The organism is Pseudomonas sp. o96-267, from assembly GCF_003935465.1.
GTDB lineage: Bacteria > Pseudomonadota > Gammaproteobacteria > Pseudomonadales > Pseudomonadaceae > Aquipseudomonas > Aquipseudomonas sediminis.
This window is the reverse complement of the sequence record NZ_RHQP01000025.1, coordinates 58,313-74,460: the sequence shown is the minus strand read 5'-3', so window position 1 is coordinate 74,460 and position 16,148 is coordinate 58,313. Positions and strand designations below refer to the sequence as shown.

General features: G+C 64.3%; 12 protein-coding genes. All 12 read right to left on the bottom strand.

Annotation, left to right across the window (positions count from 1 at the left end; translation table 11 throughout):
* Positions 1 to 126: 126 nt before the first annotated feature.
* The 12 genes from EGJ86_RS17180 to algD all read right to left on the bottom strand — a co-directional run bounded on the left by EGJ86_RS17180 (position 127) and on the right by algD (position 16,148).
* Positions 127 to 1,563 carry a mannose-1-phosphate guanylyltransferase/mannose-6-phosphate isomerase gene (locus EGJ86_RS17180; protein ID WP_125835927.1) on the bottom strand — a complete coding sequence of 479 codons (1,437 nt, stop codon included), beginning with the start codon at positions 1,561 to 1,563 and terminating at the stop codon, positions 127 to 129.
* Between the two features lie 97 nt (positions 1,564 to 1,660).
* Positions 1,661 to 2,308 carry an alginate O-acetyltransferase AlgF gene (locus EGJ86_RS17175; RefSeq protein ID WP_125835926.1) on the bottom strand — a complete coding sequence of 216 codons (648 nt, stop codon included), beginning with the start codon at positions 2,306 to 2,308 and terminating at the stop codon, positions 1,661 to 1,663.
* Between the two features lie 26 nt (positions 2,309 to 2,334).
* On the bottom strand, positions 2,335 to 3,468 hold the full coding sequence (locus EGJ86_RS17170) for an alginate O-acetyltransferase (protein ID WP_125835925.1): 1,134 nt from the start codon (positions 3,466 to 3,468) through the stop codon (positions 2,335 to 2,337).
* A gap of 13 nt (positions 3,469 to 3,481) precedes the next feature.
* Positions 3,482 to 4,933, bottom strand: coding sequence for an MBOAT family protein (locus EGJ86_RS17165; protein WP_125835924.1), 1,452 nt, complete (start codon positions 4,931 to 4,933; stop codon positions 3,482 to 3,484).
* Positions 4,934 to 5,065: 132 nt separating this feature from the next.
* Complete coding sequence (locus EGJ86_RS17160) at positions 5,066 to 6,139, bottom strand: mannuronate-specific alginate lyase (protein WP_125835923.1); 1,074 nt, start codon at positions 6,137 to 6,139, stop codon at positions 5,066 to 5,068.
* A gap of 10 nt (positions 6,140 to 6,149) precedes the next feature.
* Positions 6,150 to 7,571 carry an alginate O-acetyltransferase gene (locus EGJ86_RS17155; RefSeq protein WP_125835922.1) on the bottom strand — a complete coding sequence of 474 codons (1,422 nt, stop codon included), beginning with the start codon at positions 7,569 to 7,571 and terminating at the stop codon, positions 6,150 to 6,152.
* 11 nt (positions 7,572 to 7,582) lie between these two features.
* A complete protein-coding gene (algG, locus tag EGJ86_RS17150) occupies positions 7,583 to 9,118 on the bottom strand; it encodes a mannuronan 5-epimerase AlgG (protein WP_125835921.1) in 1,536 nt (511 codons plus the stop codon).
* Positions 9,119 to 9,129: 11 nt separating this feature from the next.
* A complete protein-coding gene (locus EGJ86_RS17145) occupies positions 9,130 to 10,542 on the bottom strand; it encodes an alginate export family protein (protein ID WP_256672467.1) in 1,413 nt (470 codons plus the stop codon).
* Positions 10,543 to 10,727: 185 nt separating this feature from the next.
* Complete coding sequence (algK, locus tag EGJ86_RS17140) at positions 10,728 to 12,104, bottom strand: alginate biosynthesis TPR repeat lipoprotein AlgK (protein ID WP_125835920.1); 1,377 nt, start codon at positions 12,102 to 12,104, stop codon at positions 10,728 to 10,730.
* 10 nt (positions 12,105 to 12,114) lie between these two features.
* Positions 12,115 to 13,278, bottom strand: coding sequence for an alginate biosynthesis protein Alg44 (locus EGJ86_RS17135; RefSeq protein WP_125835919.1), 1,164 nt, complete (start codon positions 13,276 to 13,278; stop codon positions 12,115 to 12,117).
* A gap of 26 nt (positions 13,279 to 13,304) precedes the next feature.
* The gene (gene alg8 / locus EGJ86_RS17130; protein ID WP_125835918.1) at positions 13,305 to 14,786 is read right to left on the bottom strand and encodes a mannuronan synthase; all 1,482 of its coding nucleotides are present in this window, start codon (positions 14,784 to 14,786) and stop codon (positions 13,305 to 13,307) included.
* A 51-nt stretch (positions 14,787 to 14,837) separates the two neighbouring features.
* The gene (algD, locus tag EGJ86_RS17125; RefSeq protein WP_125835917.1) at positions 14,838 to 16,148 is read right to left on the bottom strand and encodes a GDP-mannose 6-dehydrogenase; all 1,311 of its coding nucleotides are present in this window, start codon (positions 16,146 to 16,148) and stop codon (positions 14,838 to 14,840) included.

Here is a 16,148-nt window from a genome sequence, read left to right as displayed (position 1 = left end):
CCACCCCCCCCCCCCCCCCCCCCCCGCGCCCGTCGGGGGGTGGTGTTTCTTTTTTTTTTTTTGGGGGGGGGGGGGGGGGGGGGGGGGGGGGGGCGCCCCCCCCCCCCCCCCCCCCCCACGGTTCATTCAGTGTGCGGCGCCGGCGGCTACTGTATCGCTGCGACCGTATACATCTTCCAGGCGCTCGATATCGTCCTCACCGAGGTAGGTGCCGGACTGCACCTCGATGATCTCCAGCGGGATCTTGCCCGGGTTGGAGAGGCGGTGTACCGAGGTCATCGGGATGTAGGTGGACTGGTTCTCGGTGAGCAGGAACTCTTTATCGTCGCAGGTTACCTTGGCGGTACCGGACACCACGATCCAGTGCTCGGCACGGTGGTGGTGCATCTGCAGCGACAGCTGCGCGCCCGGGTTGACGGTGATGTGCTTGACCTGGAAGCGGCCGCCCATGTCCACCGAGTCGTACGAGCCCCAAGGGCGGTAGACCTCGCAGTGGTTCTGGGTCTCGCAGCGACCCTGCTCGTCGAGCTTGCCAACCAGCTTCTTGACGTCCTGCACGCGGTCCTTGTGCGCCACCATCATGGCGTCCTTGGTTTCCACCACGACGATGTCGTCCAGGCCGAGCACCGAGACCAGCTTGCCATTGCCGTGGATCAGGCAGTTGCGGCTGTCCTCGATCACCACGTCGCCCTTGGTCACGTTACCGGCGTCGTCCTTGTCGTGTACTTCCCAGATAGACGACCAACTGCCGACATCGTTCCAGCCAGCGGCCAGCGGCACCACGCAGGCGCGGCTGGTCTTCTCCATCACCGCGTAGTCGATGGAGTTGTCCGGGCAGCAGGCGAAGGTAGCCGGGTCGATGGCGATCTGCGTGTCTTCGCGCTGGCTGCGTTCCAGCGCCAGCAGGCAGGTGTCGTAGGTGTCCACGTCGTGGTGCTTGAGCTCTTCGAGGAAGCGGCTGGCGCGGAACAGGAACATGCCGCTGTTCCAGTAGTAATCGCCGCTCTTCACGTACTCGGTGGCGCGCTGGGCGTCGGGTTTCTCGACGAAGCTGGCGACACGTGCAACGCCGTCGGGCAGTGTGCCGTCGGCCTGGCCGCGGATGTAGCCGTAACCGGTTTCCGGACGGTCGGCCGGCACGCCGAACAGCACCATCTCGCCTTTCTCGGCGGCCACGGTGGCCAGCGCCAAGGCCTGGCGGAAGGCTTGCTGATCGTCCAGCACATGGTCGGCCGGCAGCACCAGCATCAGCTCGTCACGGCCTTCGGCGATCAGTTGCAGGGCCGCCATGGCCACAGCCGGTGCCGTGTTGCGGCCGAAGGGTTCGAGCAGGAGCATTTGTGCCTGCAGGTCGATCTGCTCCAACTGCTCGAGCACGATGAAACGGTGCTCCTGGTTGGCCACCAGCACGGGTGGCTGCATGCCCTCGATGGAAAGGCGCTGCAGGGTCTGCTGGAACAGCGTCTGCTCACCGGTCAGGGCGAGGAACTGCTTGGGATAGAGCTTGCGCGAAAGAGGCCAGAGTCGCGAGCCGCTGCCACCGGAAAGGATGATGGGGGTCATGGTTGTGTCTCTCCTGAGCGATTGATCAAGTGGTTTGCCCGTGTCGTGTCGGTGCGACGTGTACCCGCCGTTTTCCTTGTTCTAGAAACGCACTGCCTTAACCGTCGATGGGGCGCTTGACCCATACCGGCGACAACTTGCCCTGACCGCCAGTGACGAACAGGCTGACGACTTCGCCGCGCCCGAGGGTGACCGGTTTCAGGTCGGCGACCTTGCGCTCGCCGTCAAACAGCGCCAGGCCGACCTTCACCGGGTTGATCTCGCGGTCGCCACGGCCGTCGGGTTTGACGTCGGCGACCACGGCGGTCTTGCCGTCTGCGGTCTTCAGGCTGAGGGTGCTGTCAGTCAGGTTCTGGACACGCAGCAGCGCTTTCTGGCGGCTGGTGAAGGGCGGCTCCTCGACCAGGCGCGGCTCGGCGCCGGTCTGGCTGACCAGGGTGTAGTAACGCGCGGCCTCTAGATCCACCGCCATCTGCGCGTTACCGACCTGGGCCTGATAGCTGCCGGCCGGAAGGAACTTGAAGTCGCTGGAGCCCAGCGGCGAGATCTGCTTGAGCTGGGTCTGGCCGACGCTGACATCGAGTTCGGCGCTGCTGGCGTTGTAGGCGCGGACGAAGGCCGAGCCTTTCGGTGCTTTGGGGCCGTAAAGGGCGCCGTCATCGGCCTGTGCCTGGAACATGCCGAGACCCAGGGCCAGGGCGCAGGCGCCCAGGGTGAAGCGGCGTAGGGTGGTATGAGTTGTCATCGGATAGTCCTCCTTGGGGGGATGAATCAGTGACTGGCAGCAGCCAGCCCCTGGCGCTCGCCGCCGTCTTTGAGTGCGGCGAGCCATTGCGGGTCGAAATCGGTGAAGTCGCTGGCCATCGGCAAATAACGCTCGGGGAATTCCCAGATCACCAGCTGTGGCGGGTGGTCCTCGAGTTCGTCGCTTTGCAGGTACTTGAGCATCGGTACCAGCGGGCCGCCGCCTTCCTCGGCGTGGTTGGCCAGGTCGCGCTGCAGGTGTTCACGCAGGGCGCCGGCGAAGTTCCAGGCCGGGTTGGCGCTGTAGCTGGTGCCGACCAGCGTCACCGGCAGGTCGCTATCGTCGAACAGGTCGTCGCTACTGCTTTCGGCGGCTTGAGTCTCGCGCTGCTGCAGACGGTCGGCCTGCGGCATCAGGTTCTCGAACAGCGGTGCCAGCGGCAGAAAGCGAGTCAGGTCGCCTTCGTGTGTGCGGGTTTCCACGGTTTCGGTGACGAACTGCTGTGGCTCTCCACGCAGTTGCATGGCGCTGTGCACCACATCGCTCAGCGCCTTGGCAGTGACGTCGGCGCCTTCCGGGGTCCAGTGGGTGTCGGTACGCAGGAACACCGGGGCGTCGGCTTTGGCTGCCTGCAGCGGTGCGAGCAGATCCGGCGCGGCGATCCCGGCGTTGCGCACCGCGCGGTGAAAACGCGGGTATAGACTGCGCTGCAGAGCGCTGGGGCGATGGCTACCGGTGTGCTCCGGGTACAGACGGGTCTTGGCCGGGACGATGGCCAGAATCAGTTGGATATCGCGCTCCTCGAGCTGACGCTGTACACCACGGATCAGCGCCAGGTTGTCGCGCAGCTGACGCTGACCGTCGACCACCGGATCGAACTCTTCGTCCGAATACAGCCAGCCGTCTTCGCCGATCACCAGGCCACTGCGGCCCTCGCCGAATGCCAGGTATTCCACGGCGGCCCAGAGGTTGATGCCGGCCTGCTTGAGCGGGAAGTTCTCGTCGTAGTGACGCTCGATGCTCTTGGCCAGGCCGCCGTCGAGCACGCTCGGCTGCGCTGGCATGTGGTAGTCGGTGAGCTTGGTCAGGGCGAGCAGGCTGGCCGGCAACAGCAGCAGGGCGAACAGCGCGACATACAGGGTCTTGATGGGGCGATTCATGGTCGGCCTCCGCTCAGAACTGGAAGTAGAGGAAGGGGGAGTAGCTCTGCGCCGAGAGCTTGAGCAGCGAGACGCAGAACAACAGCAGCAGGGCGCCGCGCATGGCCACCAGGCGCAGGTCGACGGCCTGCAGGGCGACGCCGGCGCTGGCCAGGGTCAGGCCCGGCTCATGGTTGCGGCTGGCGAGGAACTGGCGGGCACCGTTGACGGCGATCACTACCCAGGCCAGCACCAGCGTGACCATCTGCAGCCCGGTGATGCGCGCCAGGGTCAGCTCGCTCAACTGCCAGTCAGCAAAGCTGAACAGCGCGGCATACATGCGCCCGGCCACTTCCAGATTCTCGGCGCGGAAGATCACCCAGCCGAGCATCACCAGCAGCAGGGTGAAGGCCCATTTCAGCGGGTTGAACACAATCGGTGCGGCTTTCACGCCGAGGGCGCGTTCGATGGCCAGCCACATGCCGTGCCAGGCGCCCCAGATCAGGAAGGTCCAGTTGGCGCCGTGCCAGAAACCGCCCAGCAGCATGGTCAGGAACAGGTTGCGGTAGGTGTTGAACGTGCCATGACGGTTGCCGCCAAGCGGTACGTACAGGTAGTCACGCAGCCAGGTGGACAGGCTGATGTGCCAGCGCCGCCAGAACTCGGTGATCGACTGGCTGATATAGGGCTGGTTGAAGTTCTCCATGAAGCGAAAACCCATCATCAGGCCCAGGCCGATGGCCATGTCGCTATAGCCGGAGAAGTCGAAGTAGAGCTGCGCGGTGTAGGCGATCATGCCCAGCCAGGCATCGCCGGTGCTGGGGTTTTCCAGGGCGAAGCAGTGGTCCACCAGCGGCGCCAGGCTGTCGGCGATGAATACCTTCTTGACGAAGCCCTGCATGAAGCGCGTGGCGCCTTCACTGAACTTGTCGAGGCTGTGGGTGCGGTCGGTGAACTGGTCGGCCAGGTCCTTGTAGCGCAGCACGGGGCCGGCGATCAGTTGCGGGAACAGGGCAATGAAGGCCGCGAAGTTGATCAGGTTGCGCGTTGGCTCGGTATCGCGGCGGTACACGTCGATCAGGTAGCTGATCGACTGGAAGATGTAGAAGGAAATACCGATCGGCAGGATCACCGCAGTGAGGACGAAGGGCTCCATCCCCATCGATTCGAGCACGGCGTTGATGTTGGCCACACCGAAGTTGGCGTACTTGAAGTAGCCCAGCGTGGCCAGGTTGCCGACCACACCCGCGACCACCCAGCGGCGTGCCGCCTGTGTGCCGGCATGCGCCTGGATGCGCAGGCCGAAGACGTAGTTCCACAGCGTCACGGCAGCGAACAGCAGAAGGAAATCCACCCGCCACCAGGCATAGAAGGCGTAGCTGCCAATCAGGATCAGCAGGTTGCGCCCGCGATTCGGGCACAGGTAGTACAGGCCGAGAAAGATCGGCAGAAACAGGAACAAAAAGACGTTGGATGAAAAGACCATCCGTGCTTCTCCGTGAACAGCCGGGGCAACGCCCCCCTTTCCCCCCGCGAGCGGAGGGTTTGTTTTGTTACGTCCGGTAGGAGCTGGCTTGCCAGCGATCAGCTTTTAAAGGCATCGCCGGCAAGCCGGCTCCTACGGTTTTTCGAATACCTGGGTCACCTCGCCACCGAGGCGGAAACTGTTGAACGGCCCCATCTCCTGGTTCAGTTCGCGGGTCTCATCACTGCAGGCGTAGAGGCTGCAGTAGGGCGCCAGCCAGGCGTACTTGAAGTCCTTGCGCAGCTCGCTCATGTCCTGCTTGGAGCCGGTGCGCTGGGCGAACGCAGCCGGGTCGCGGGCACCTTGCAGTACGCGTTCGGCCAGGCGCTGCAGGGCGCCATGGTTCTCGCCGCGCAGGTCGATTTCATTGGCCTCGGCGAACGCGGCGATCATCGCCAGCGGCGGCAGGGCGTAGTTGTGGTAGGCCAGGGCGCGCTGGCTACGGCGCATCTCGTTGGCCAGGTAGCCTTCGTCATCGACCTGATTGGCAGCGATGCGGAATTGACTGACGGACCAGTCGAACAGGTCGCGGCGATCATCGATGACCGCCACGGCCATCACCGACCAGGCAGCCCAGTAACTGTGGTTGTTGATCTTGCGCAGCGGCAGGTCGCTCCACTCGCGTACCGTGTGTTCGGCCAGGCGGGTGAACCAGGCCTCGATGCGTGCGCTCTGCTGCGGGTAGGCGGCCAGTGGCTGCGACTTGGAAAACTTCAGGCGCAGCCAAGCGCCGGCCAGGCTGCCGAGCGCCCATTTGCGCATCGACTTGCCTGTGTGGTTGAACTGCTCGGACTCCAGCGCATCGGCACTGGCCCACTGGTCGAGCCATTCGATGGCGCATTCCAGGCGCTCCGGCTGACCGGTGCGCATGTAGCTGGTGATCATCCGTCCGCCTTCCTTCTCCAGACGGACGATGCCCTCGGTCTGCTTGCGGAAGTTCTTCTCCGCCTGGCGGTTGAGCGTGGCGCGCGCCTTGTCGGAGCCCTCGTACTTGCTGGTGAACTGCAGCTCACCGGTATACGGCTGCGGCACCGCCGGGCAGGCGGGTGCCTTGCCGTCGCGCTGGCCGACTGCGGCGTAGTAGCCCGCTGGCGGTTGCAGTTCGGCAAAGGCCGGGCCGCTGAGCAGCACGGCCATCAGGGTCAAGGGAGCGAGTCGTATGGGCATGGTGGCCTCCTCAATCGTGCCGCGCGACTTGCTGGCTAGCGCCGCTCGGGCGTTGGCACAGGCTGGCCTGGACTTTCAGGTCGTCGGCGCTGTCTTCGGGCTTCTGGATTTCCAGGGCGAAGAAGTTCTGCTCACCCCAGCCCGGCTCGTCGCGCAGCTCGACGGTGAAACGGCCGTCGGTATCGACGGTGTTGGGTTTCTCCAGCTTGAGCTGTTCGCGGCGGCCGTTGAGGTACCAGATGGTGGCGTCGACGCGCTTGACCGCAGGGTCGCTGAAGCGCAGGTCGAGCTGGTGGCGATTGCCGGCCAGGGTCAGCAGCTTGTTCTCGCCATTGACGAGGATTTCGTTGCTGCCCGGATGCAGGCGCTTCTCGCTGGCGAGCACCTCGGTCTGGCCGCTGCAGCCATTGCTCAGGCTGGCCATCAGCTGGCGGTGGATGCGGTCGGAAGCCAGGTCGTAGAGCGGCGAGAACTCCCAGATGAGGACTTGCGGTGGGTCGTTCTGGAAGGCATCGCTGGCCAGGTACTCGAGCATCGCGCCTTCCAGGCCGCCGCCTGGGAAGGCTGCGTTGAGCACGTCGGTGCCCAGGTACTCTTCGAGAAAACCGCCGAAGTTGTAGTTCTTGCCGCTGTGGCTGGTACCGACCAGAGTGATCTTCGGGCTGCTCTCGTCGCCGAACAGCGCGTCGCCATCGCTGGCGTCCTTCGGTTCAGTGATGAACTGATCGACGTATTGCACCGCGTAGCCGGTGCCGCACAACTGGCTGGCGACGTTCTGCATGGTGCCGGTCTTGCCCATCAGGCCGATGCGTTCGGTGACGAATTCCTTCTGCGGAATATCTTCGAAACCGGGGATGCGCTTGACCGTCTCGGCCACCAGGCGTGCGGTGCGCTCGGCACCGTAGGGCGTCCAGTGCTGGTCACGGCGGAAGTAGAACTCCTTGTCGCTGTCCTCGTCGGTCAGCGGCGTCAGGTCCGGTACCCAGATGCCCAGCTGTTCGAAGCGGGTCAGCGCCTGGCGGTAGTTGCGCAGCGCCTTGTCGTAGTCGAAGCGCTGGTAGTCGGCCGGGCGCAGCTTGCTGCGATTGACCAGGCCGCGGGTCGGTTGATAGACCACCACCAGTTCCACGCCGCGCTGCTTGAGGCCGTCGCGTAGTTCCTTGAGGCGCTGGTAGCCGACTTCGCTGGTGCCGAATTCGGTGCGCAGGTCTTCGACGCTGCGAAACAGCCAGCCTTCCTCGGCATCGAGCAGGGTGACGAAGTTCTTCATGTAGTTGGTGGTGTAGCGGCTGGCGTCGTGCGCAGCCGGGCACAGCGAGCAGCAGTCTTCGACCTGATACTGCGGCGCCTGGCGCTCTTGCGCCTGCAGTGCAGTGCTGGCCAGGGCACAGGCCACGGCCAGGGAAAGGGACTTGAAGGGTGATGGGATCATCGTTGGCCTCATCAATTGGTCAGTTTCTCGGGCTCGATCGGATCGATCAGCACGGGTAGGCGCTGGCGCACCATGAGGTCGAGGATTTCGTCCTGTTTTTCGCCGAGGATGCCGGCGAGCTGGATGCCGCTGCTCTTGCGCGGGGCAAGCATCTTCACGCGGTACAGCTCGACCGACAGCGGCGAGTCGATGTTGATCGGGCTGGAGCCGTTACCGGCCAAAGTGCCGCCGACGATGATCATCGAGATCTTGGTATCGAACGGGTCGAGGTCCAGGTCGCGGTCGGTGTCGGACAGGTCCTTGATATGGCCGTACACGCCGGTCAGCTGGTTCATCGCCGAGAGGTTGTCGTACAGGCGAATGTTCTCGCTGTTGCGGATGCGGATGCCGTGGCGCTGGTTGCGCAGCACCTGGTTGCCCCACAGCAGGTTGTCGCCGCTCTCGTACAGGGTGATGCCGTCGGCATGGTTGCTGTGCACGCGGTTGTAGGCGATGAGATTGCGTTCGCTGTTACGGTCGATGACCACGCCGGAGAGCTTGTTGTCGTAGCTCTCGTTGTTGATGATCCAGCTGTCGTTGACCTCGCGCGAGATGATGATGCCGTGCTTCTTCTTGGTCCCGAACACGGTGTTCTCGGCGATGATCAGACCGTGCGAGCGGTCGTGCGGGTCGATGCCGTAGACGATGTTGTCGCGGTAGGTATTGCCCTTGATCACCACGTTCTGCGCTTCGTAGCAGTAGAAGCCGTACCAGTGGTCGACGAACTCGGAGTCGATCAGCCAGCCGGTCGGTTCTTCACGTTGCAGGCGCTCGTGCATGTTCGGCGTGTACTGGGTGATCGACACACCGTAGGACTTGGAGTTGTTGTAGCCCAGGCTGGTCAGCACGCTACCTGCGATGTACAGCTCGCTGCCGCCCCAGGACACCAGGAACGGGCGGAATTCCTTGCTGTTGTCGCGCATGATCGCCGGGCCGTTGTCGGCCTCGCGCCAGGCGGTGACGCGGGTATCGGTGAGAAACATCAGGCCATCGTTGACCAGGAACGAGCCGCGTTCTTGCGACAGGCGCAGTTCGCGGGTTTCCTTGCCGACGTGCAGCGCCGCGCCTTCTGCCACGACGATGGGCAGGCGGGCGAGGTACACGCCCGGCTCCTGCTCGGCGAACTGGCTGTCAGGCAGCGCCTTGGCCAGGTCCTGAGCGGTGACCAGACCACCTTCGATGAAGATCGCCTGAGGCATGCCCTGCTGGCGCTTGATCCACTCGCGCAGGCGCTCGTTGCCACCGGTGAAATCCTTCAGCGCGTCCTGGCGCAGCATGCGCCGCACCACCACCTGACCGCGTTGTTCACGCGGAATCTTGGCCAGCACGGCCTCCTTGGTGTAGCCGGAGAGGTCCGGCAGTTTGGGCGCTTCCATATGCAGTTCGTCCGCCGGGGCGCTGCGCACGCGGTAGTCGAACTGGTGCTGTGTCGGGTTGGCCTGGGCCAGGGGCGCGGTGAGGCACAGCGCGCCGAGCAGCAGGGATAGGGCTAAGCCGTTGGGTTGCATGGTCCGATCCCTCAGAAGCGCCAGATGAAGTCGACGAAGGCGCGGTGCATCACCGAATCGGTGCCGCTGCCGTAGGCGTCGCCCGGCAGGAACACGCCGGCGCGCAGGCGTACCAGGGCCGAGCGATCATCCAGTTGTTCGGCGACGGTGGCCGGCAGCAGGCCCTGCTTGAAGTAGCGGGTCAGCACCAGGTCGACTTCCTGGCCGATGTCTTTCTCGCCCGCTACCAGCGGTGCGGTGATGCCGCTGTCGCCGACGTCCTGGTCGCCATCGACGCGCCAGAAACGGTGATAGACGACGCTGGCGTCGTAGTCCTCGCCCAGTTGCCAGGAGCTGAACGCACTGGCTACCTGCAGGTTCGACAGTTCGCCGCGGAAGGCCGCGCCGTAACGGTGCAGGCGCGATTCGACGCCGGTGAAGTTGGCGCGGTTGCTGTGCAGGCCTGTCTGCATGAACTGGCGCGACTTGCCTTCATCGCCACCGCCGCTACCACGGGCATAGGCGGCGCCGATCTTCCAGTTGTCATCGAGGCTGTAGCGCAGGCCCAGGTCCATCGCCCAGGCGTCGACATCCTGGCTGCGCGAGCCGGTGGCGATGCGGTCGTTGCCGACCACTTCCTGCTGCAACTGATCGGTATCGCCCTGCAGCCAGGTCAGATGCGCCCAATAGTTGAGGCGGTTGCGCGAATTGCGCTCGAAGAAGCCGCCATCGGCGTGCAGGCCGAACCAGGTCAGGTCACCGGTGTAGCGTTTGCTCAGTTCGTCGACACGCTCGCCAGGATTGGCCAGGCGGCCGTCGTCGCGGCTGTGGTGCAGCTTGGCGCCGATGCGGTGGCCGGGCGTCCACTGGTAGTCGAGGCCGGCGAAGAAGTGCTGGCGATCTTCGTCTTCGGGTGCCAGGTCATCGAGGTCGGTGCGGTAATCGGAGAAGCGCTCGGCAACGCCGACCGTGGCTTGCAGCAGGGTGGTATCGAAGCGCCAATTGACGGCTTCGATATTGGTGTCCCACCAGGTGCCTTCGTTGCTGCGCAGACGCTGACGGCCGACGCGCAGGTGTTCACCCGGGTAGGCGGTGAGGCCGGCATAATCGACCCAGAATTCGCGCATGGCCAGGTAGCTCTTGTCCGGCTGGCGCGCGTCGCTGCGTTGTTCGCTGCCTTCGCCGTCATCCTGCAGCGGGTCGGTTTCGATGGTGTCGGTGGCGGTAACTGCCTGGCCCATGGCGAAGGCGCTCCAGTCGCCACGCTCGCCGTAGACCCAGGGGCGCAGGTCGAGACCGATACCGTTGACGTCACCACCCGAGCGGGTGCCGAGGTCACGGTCGTCTTCCGATTGCGCGGTGATCTTCACATCCAGGCCGAAATTCTTCGGCGCATCCGCCGCCCAGGCAGCGCTGGCTGCCAGTAGGCTGGCGCTCAGACACAACTGACTGACGATTCGGTTAACAGGTCGTTGAAAAACTACCTGCGTTGGCCATACCGCGTTAAAAGCGGTCTCAAAATGCTCATTTACGGCTCGTAAACTCCGCTTTTTCGCCCGCTTTTGCCTTGTCTGGCCTGCCTCGGCCACGTTTTTCAAAGACCTGTTCTGCTGCATGCGTGCATCCTTGTTCATGGCTGGCTGACCTGCAGGGCGGCCTGCTGTTGCAGGACGATGCCGCGGGCATCGCGCTCTTCACGCAGCAGGCGTTGGCCTTCGGCCAGTTGTGCCGGGGTCAGGCTCTCGGCCACCGCGTGAGCTAGCTCGAAGGTCGGCGGCGTGTTGCGCGGCAGGGCCAGTTGGCTGAAGACATAGGCGTTGACCGGGTTGGGCTTGACCCCGCGGCCCTGGCTGAACATCTGCGCCAGAGCGAAGTCGGCGCTGAGCTGGCCGGCGCGCGCGGCGCTGAGCAGGTGATCAAGTGCCTGCTGGGCATAGACCTCGCCGAGGTAGCCGCGCAGGTAGATCTGCCCCAGGTAGTAATTGGCGCTGGGCTCGCTGGGTGCGGCCTTGCGCAGGTGCTCCTCGGCCTTCTTCGGCTGCTGCGGCAGCAGCTTGCCTTCGTAGTACAGGCGCCCGAGCAGCAGTTCGGCGCGCGGCAGGGCCGCCGCGCGGCCCGTCTCCAGATAGCCGAGCAGGGTGTCGATATCGCCTTGCCCCGGATAGTCGTAGAGCAAGCGGGCGAGGCTCACCCAGGCGGCGGGATAGTCCGGCGCGATGGCTTCGAGCAGGTCCTGTGCCTGCTGCGGTTGCGGCTGGCCGACCTCAGGGTCACTGAGTACCTGGGCTACGGAGTCGACCTGGTTGGGCGAAACGATGCCAGCGCGGTAGCCCGCCAGCAGTTGCTCGATCAGCGCCTGACGGTCGTCTTCGCGGTTCTGCTTCTGGTACACGGTGGCCAGCTCGGCGTAGCAGGCGTCGTTGCTGGCCAGGCGTGCCTGGCAGATACGCTCGATCTCGCCCAGGTGCTGGTCGTAGGTGCCATCGGTGCGGTACAGAAGAATCTGCGCCAGTTCTGCCTGGGGCAGACCCTGCTGGCGCCAGTCTTGGATACGTTGCGCAAGGTTCATGGCGGGGAAGTCCTGTGGGTAGAACAGGTAGAGTTCGGTCAGCGGCGGCAGCGCACTGGGCTCGTGAGCCTGCGCTGCGCTCTCCAGCAGCTCGGCGGCCTCCTGGCGCTCGGCCAGGCTGCTGCCGGGCTTGCGCGCCAGCAGCTTGCCGAGGCGCGCCTTGGCGCGCGGTGAGCCGTCGAGGGCCTGACGGTAGATACGCTCAGCCTCATCCAGATCCTGGGTCTGGCCATTGGCGGCGTAGATGTCGGCCAGGCCGATCTGCGCGTCGCTGTAGCCCATTTCGGCGAGCTGGCGGAAATGCCATTCGGCCGTCTGTTGGTCACCGCTCTGCAGGGCTTCGCGCGCCAGGCGCTCATCCGGCAGGCCGGCGCAACCGGCCAGCGTGGCGCTGACGGCGAGGCCGAGCAGGGCAGGGCGAAGAAGGGGCATGCTCACGGCGATCTCCTTAGCGACCTGCCGCGACGGCGCGATCGACCAGGCCGCCGAAGGACGGACCACGGTCGATGACCACGTCCACCGGTTGCCCGGCGAGGCTGGCCGGCAGGGTTTCTTCCGGCTGGATCACCACGCGGATGTCTGAGCTCAGGCCGCCGTCATGCAGTGCGCTGCTGATGATCTCGCCGCGACGCGACTGGTCTTCGCCGGCTACCTTGAAGGTCACCGGGGTGCCGGGACGAGCCTGCTCCAGGTGGCGATAAGGGAAGCTGGCGGCGACGGTTGCCACGCCATCCTGCGGCACCAGCTCGAAGATCACGTCGCCCTTGCTGGCGAACTGACCGTCGGCCACCAGTTGGCGGGAGATCTTGCAGTTGCACGGGCTGGTCAGGGTGCCCTGCATCTCGCGGGCGAACAGCGCTTCGATCTGGCTCGGCTCGAGCTGATCGTCGCCCAGATGGCCCTTGAGCATTTCCAGCATGCTGGTGGTGAAGGTTGCGATCGGTGCGCCTTTCTCGACGATGCCATCGGGCTGCGCCAGGCTCTGCACGCTGCCCTCGCGTGGCATGGTCACCTGCAGCGCCGGCAGGCTGATCTGCGCCGACTGCGCGTGGGTAACGAAGTACAGGCCGTAGATCGACTTGCCGATGTAACCGAAGGCGGCCAGGCCGACGAGGAAGATCGCACCGCTGAAAGTCACGGCGCGCAGGCGGCCGAACATGCCCATGCCACCGGCTGCGCCACTCTTGCGCGCCTTGGTGAAGTTGTCGCGCTGCAGGATGTGCAGCACCTCACCGACATTGACCAGCTCACCGGCCAGGTGCGCGCTGATCAGGTGGCGCAGGGCTGCAGCTTCACGCGCACCGATGTTGTGGAACTGGCAGCCGACGCGGTTTTGCTCGGACTGCACGGCATTGACCTGGAATTCCACGTCCAGCCCCAGCACCAGGCTGTCGAGCTGGAACTGCAACTGGCCGCGATGAAAATCACCGACCTTGTGCGTGGTCTTCTCGTTGGTGAAGCTGAAACCGCCGGCAGAGACATCCTGCAGGCGTGCGTCGATGCGTTCGCCCTTGGCATTGGTAAAGCGCAAGCGTCCTGGCAGCTTGACGCGGGCATGCTGGCGCTGGGCCTCGGACTCATGGACGACGTTGTGATTGGCGACGGAGTTCATGGTGGCTAATTCCTATTCGAGTACGGTCACACCAGCGCCAGCAGCGCGGCGATGAAGACAGAGGCGGCAGAGAAGGTCATGGCACGCGACGACCAGCTGTTGAACCAGTTGGCGAAGCTGGACAGGCCGCGGTTGAGCTTGGTGTTCTGGCGCGTCCAGGATTGCTGGTCGAGGCGGAAGAACACGTAGATCTTCACCAGCGCGCCGACGATCTGGTTGTAATAGAGCAGCACCGGGTAGGCCGGGCCGATGCGGTGGCCAGAGCACATCAGCAGCAGCGTCAGGATCAGCCGCGTGCTGCCGATCCACAGCAGGTAGATCAGCAGGTACATCAGGCTGTACTTGATGCTGGCGATGATTGCTACGGATAGGCCCAGCAGGCAGGTCCACATCGACACACGCTGGTCGAACAGCACCAGGCTGGTGAAGGCGCCGAGGCGGCCCATGCCCAGGCGAAGGGCGCGCGAGTTCTGCCGCAGGTTGTTGCCGTACCAGCGGAACATCAGCTTGCGGCTGGCCTTGATGAAACTCTTCTCCGGCGGGTGCTCGACCGTGTTGATCGCCGCATCCGGCACGTAGAAGGTGTCGTAGCCCAGGCGCATCAGGCTGTACCAGCTGGACTTGTCGTCACCGGTGAGGAACTGGAAGCGCCCCAGGCGCCAGTGTTCCAGGTGATCGCTTTCCACGTCGCGGATGAACTCGGGGTCGGTCACCACGCTGGCGCGGAACACCGACATGCGCCCGGTCATGGTCAGCACGCGTTTGGAGAGCGCCATCGAGCACATGTTGAGGTGGCGCTGAGCGAAGCGCAGCTTGTGCCACTCGCTCATCAGGTAGCTGCCGCGTACCTCGCAGAACTCGTTGGTGGTCAGCCCGCCGACGTTGGGGAATAGCTTGAACCAGGGCACGGTCTTGATCACCACGCCCGGCTCGAGCACGGTATCGCCGTCGATCACCGCCACCACCGCATCGCGGTCCGGCATCTGCCGCGAGATGGCGCGGAAACCATAGGCTAGACCATCACGCTTGCCGGTGCCGGGGATGCGTACGATGTCCAGGGTGACATGCGCTGGCGGCTCGGCCTGAGCCCAGAGGTTCTTGATCAACAACTCGTCGGAGAGCTCGACGATCGAGCACACCACGGTGCAGGGATACCCGCAGTCGATGGCTTCGCGAATCACCGAGCGGTAGACCATGGAGGTAGTCAGCGCCTCGATGCGAAAGCTGGTGACCAGCAGGAACACATGAGAGGGGGCGGCGTCCTTGCCGAGTTTTGTAACCTTGCGGCGATACCAGGGGTACACCAGGTAAAGGAACAGGCAGCCGCGCACGAAGTGCATGGCGCCCATGGAATAGCGCCAGATGCCGACGATGCCGATGAGCAGGATGAAATCCCGCGCTTCGGGGTCGAACACCGTGCGTGGCAGGGCCAGTGCCAGCAGCATCAGCAGGCTGAGATAGAGCATCCAGCCGCTGGCTTGGTTGAGGCCGTTCTTGAGCTTGTCCATATGCGTCTCCGAGTACCTGCGCGCGCTGGGCGCGCAGGTACGTTCGGGTCCTTACCAGCAGATGCCTTCGGCCACGCCGTTGCTGGCGTGGGGCATGAAACCGACCAGGTCGATCACCCGCTTGCCGCTCGGCGCCTGCTTGGCCAGCTTGGCGAAACGCTCGTCGCTGTTGCCCAGGACGATGATGTCGGCCTTCGCCACCACGTCGTCCAGGTCACTGTTGAGCAGCGAGGAAACGTGCGGGATCTTCGACTCGATATAGTCCTTGTTGGCGCCGTGTACGCGGGCGTACTCGACGTTGCGGTCGTAGATGCTCAGGTCGAAACCCTTGCCGATGAGCATTTCCGCCAGTTCCACCTGCGGGCTTTCACGCAGGTCATCGGTGCCGGCCTTGAAGCTCAGGCCGAGCAGGGCGACCTTGCGCGAATCCTGGCTGGCGATGATGTCGAAGGCCTTCTGCACCTGGGCGGCGTTGCTGCGCATCAGCGAGCCGATCAGCGGGGCTTCCACGTCCAGGCTGCCGGCGCGGTAGTTCAGCGCGCGTACGTCCTTGGGCAGGCAGGAACCGCCGAAGGCGAAGCCGGGTTTCATGTAGTACTTGGAGAGATTGAGCTTGTGATCCTGGCAGACCACGTCCATCACCTCGCGGCCATCGACGCCGACGGCCTTGGCGATGTTGCCGATCTCGTTGGCGAAGGTGACCTTGGCGGCGTGCCAGACGTTGCAGGTGTACTTGATCATCTCGGCGACTTCGATGTCCTTGCGGATGATCGGCGCGTCGAGCTCGCTGTAGATGCTTTCCAGCAGGTCGCCGGAGGCTTTGTCCAGCTCACCGATGACGGTCATCGGGGGGAAATCGTAGTCCTTGATCGCGGTGCTCTCGCGCAGGAACTCGGGGTTCACCGCCAGGCCGAAGTCGACGCCAGCCTTCTTGCCCGAGCAGTCTTCGAGAATCGGCAGTACCACGTTCTTCGCGGTGCCCGGCAGTACGGTGCTGCGAACCACTACGGTGTGGCGCTCTTGCTTGTCGCGCATGGCGAAACCGATCTCGCGGCACACGCCTTCGATGTAGTTCAGTTCCAGGTCGCCGTTCTTCTTGCTCGGCGTACCGACGCAGATGAACGACACATCGCTTTCCAGAACGGCAGCGGCAACGTCGGTGGTGCCACGCAGGCGGCCCTGACGCAGACCTTGTTGCAGCAGTTCTTCCAGGCCCGGTTCAACGATGGGCGATTTGCCGTTATTGATCAGGTCGATCTTGTTCGCGGAGATATCCACGCCAATCACGTCGTGACCTCGTGCCGACAAACAGCCGGCACAAACGGCACCTACATAACCCAAACCAAAGATACTGATTCGCAT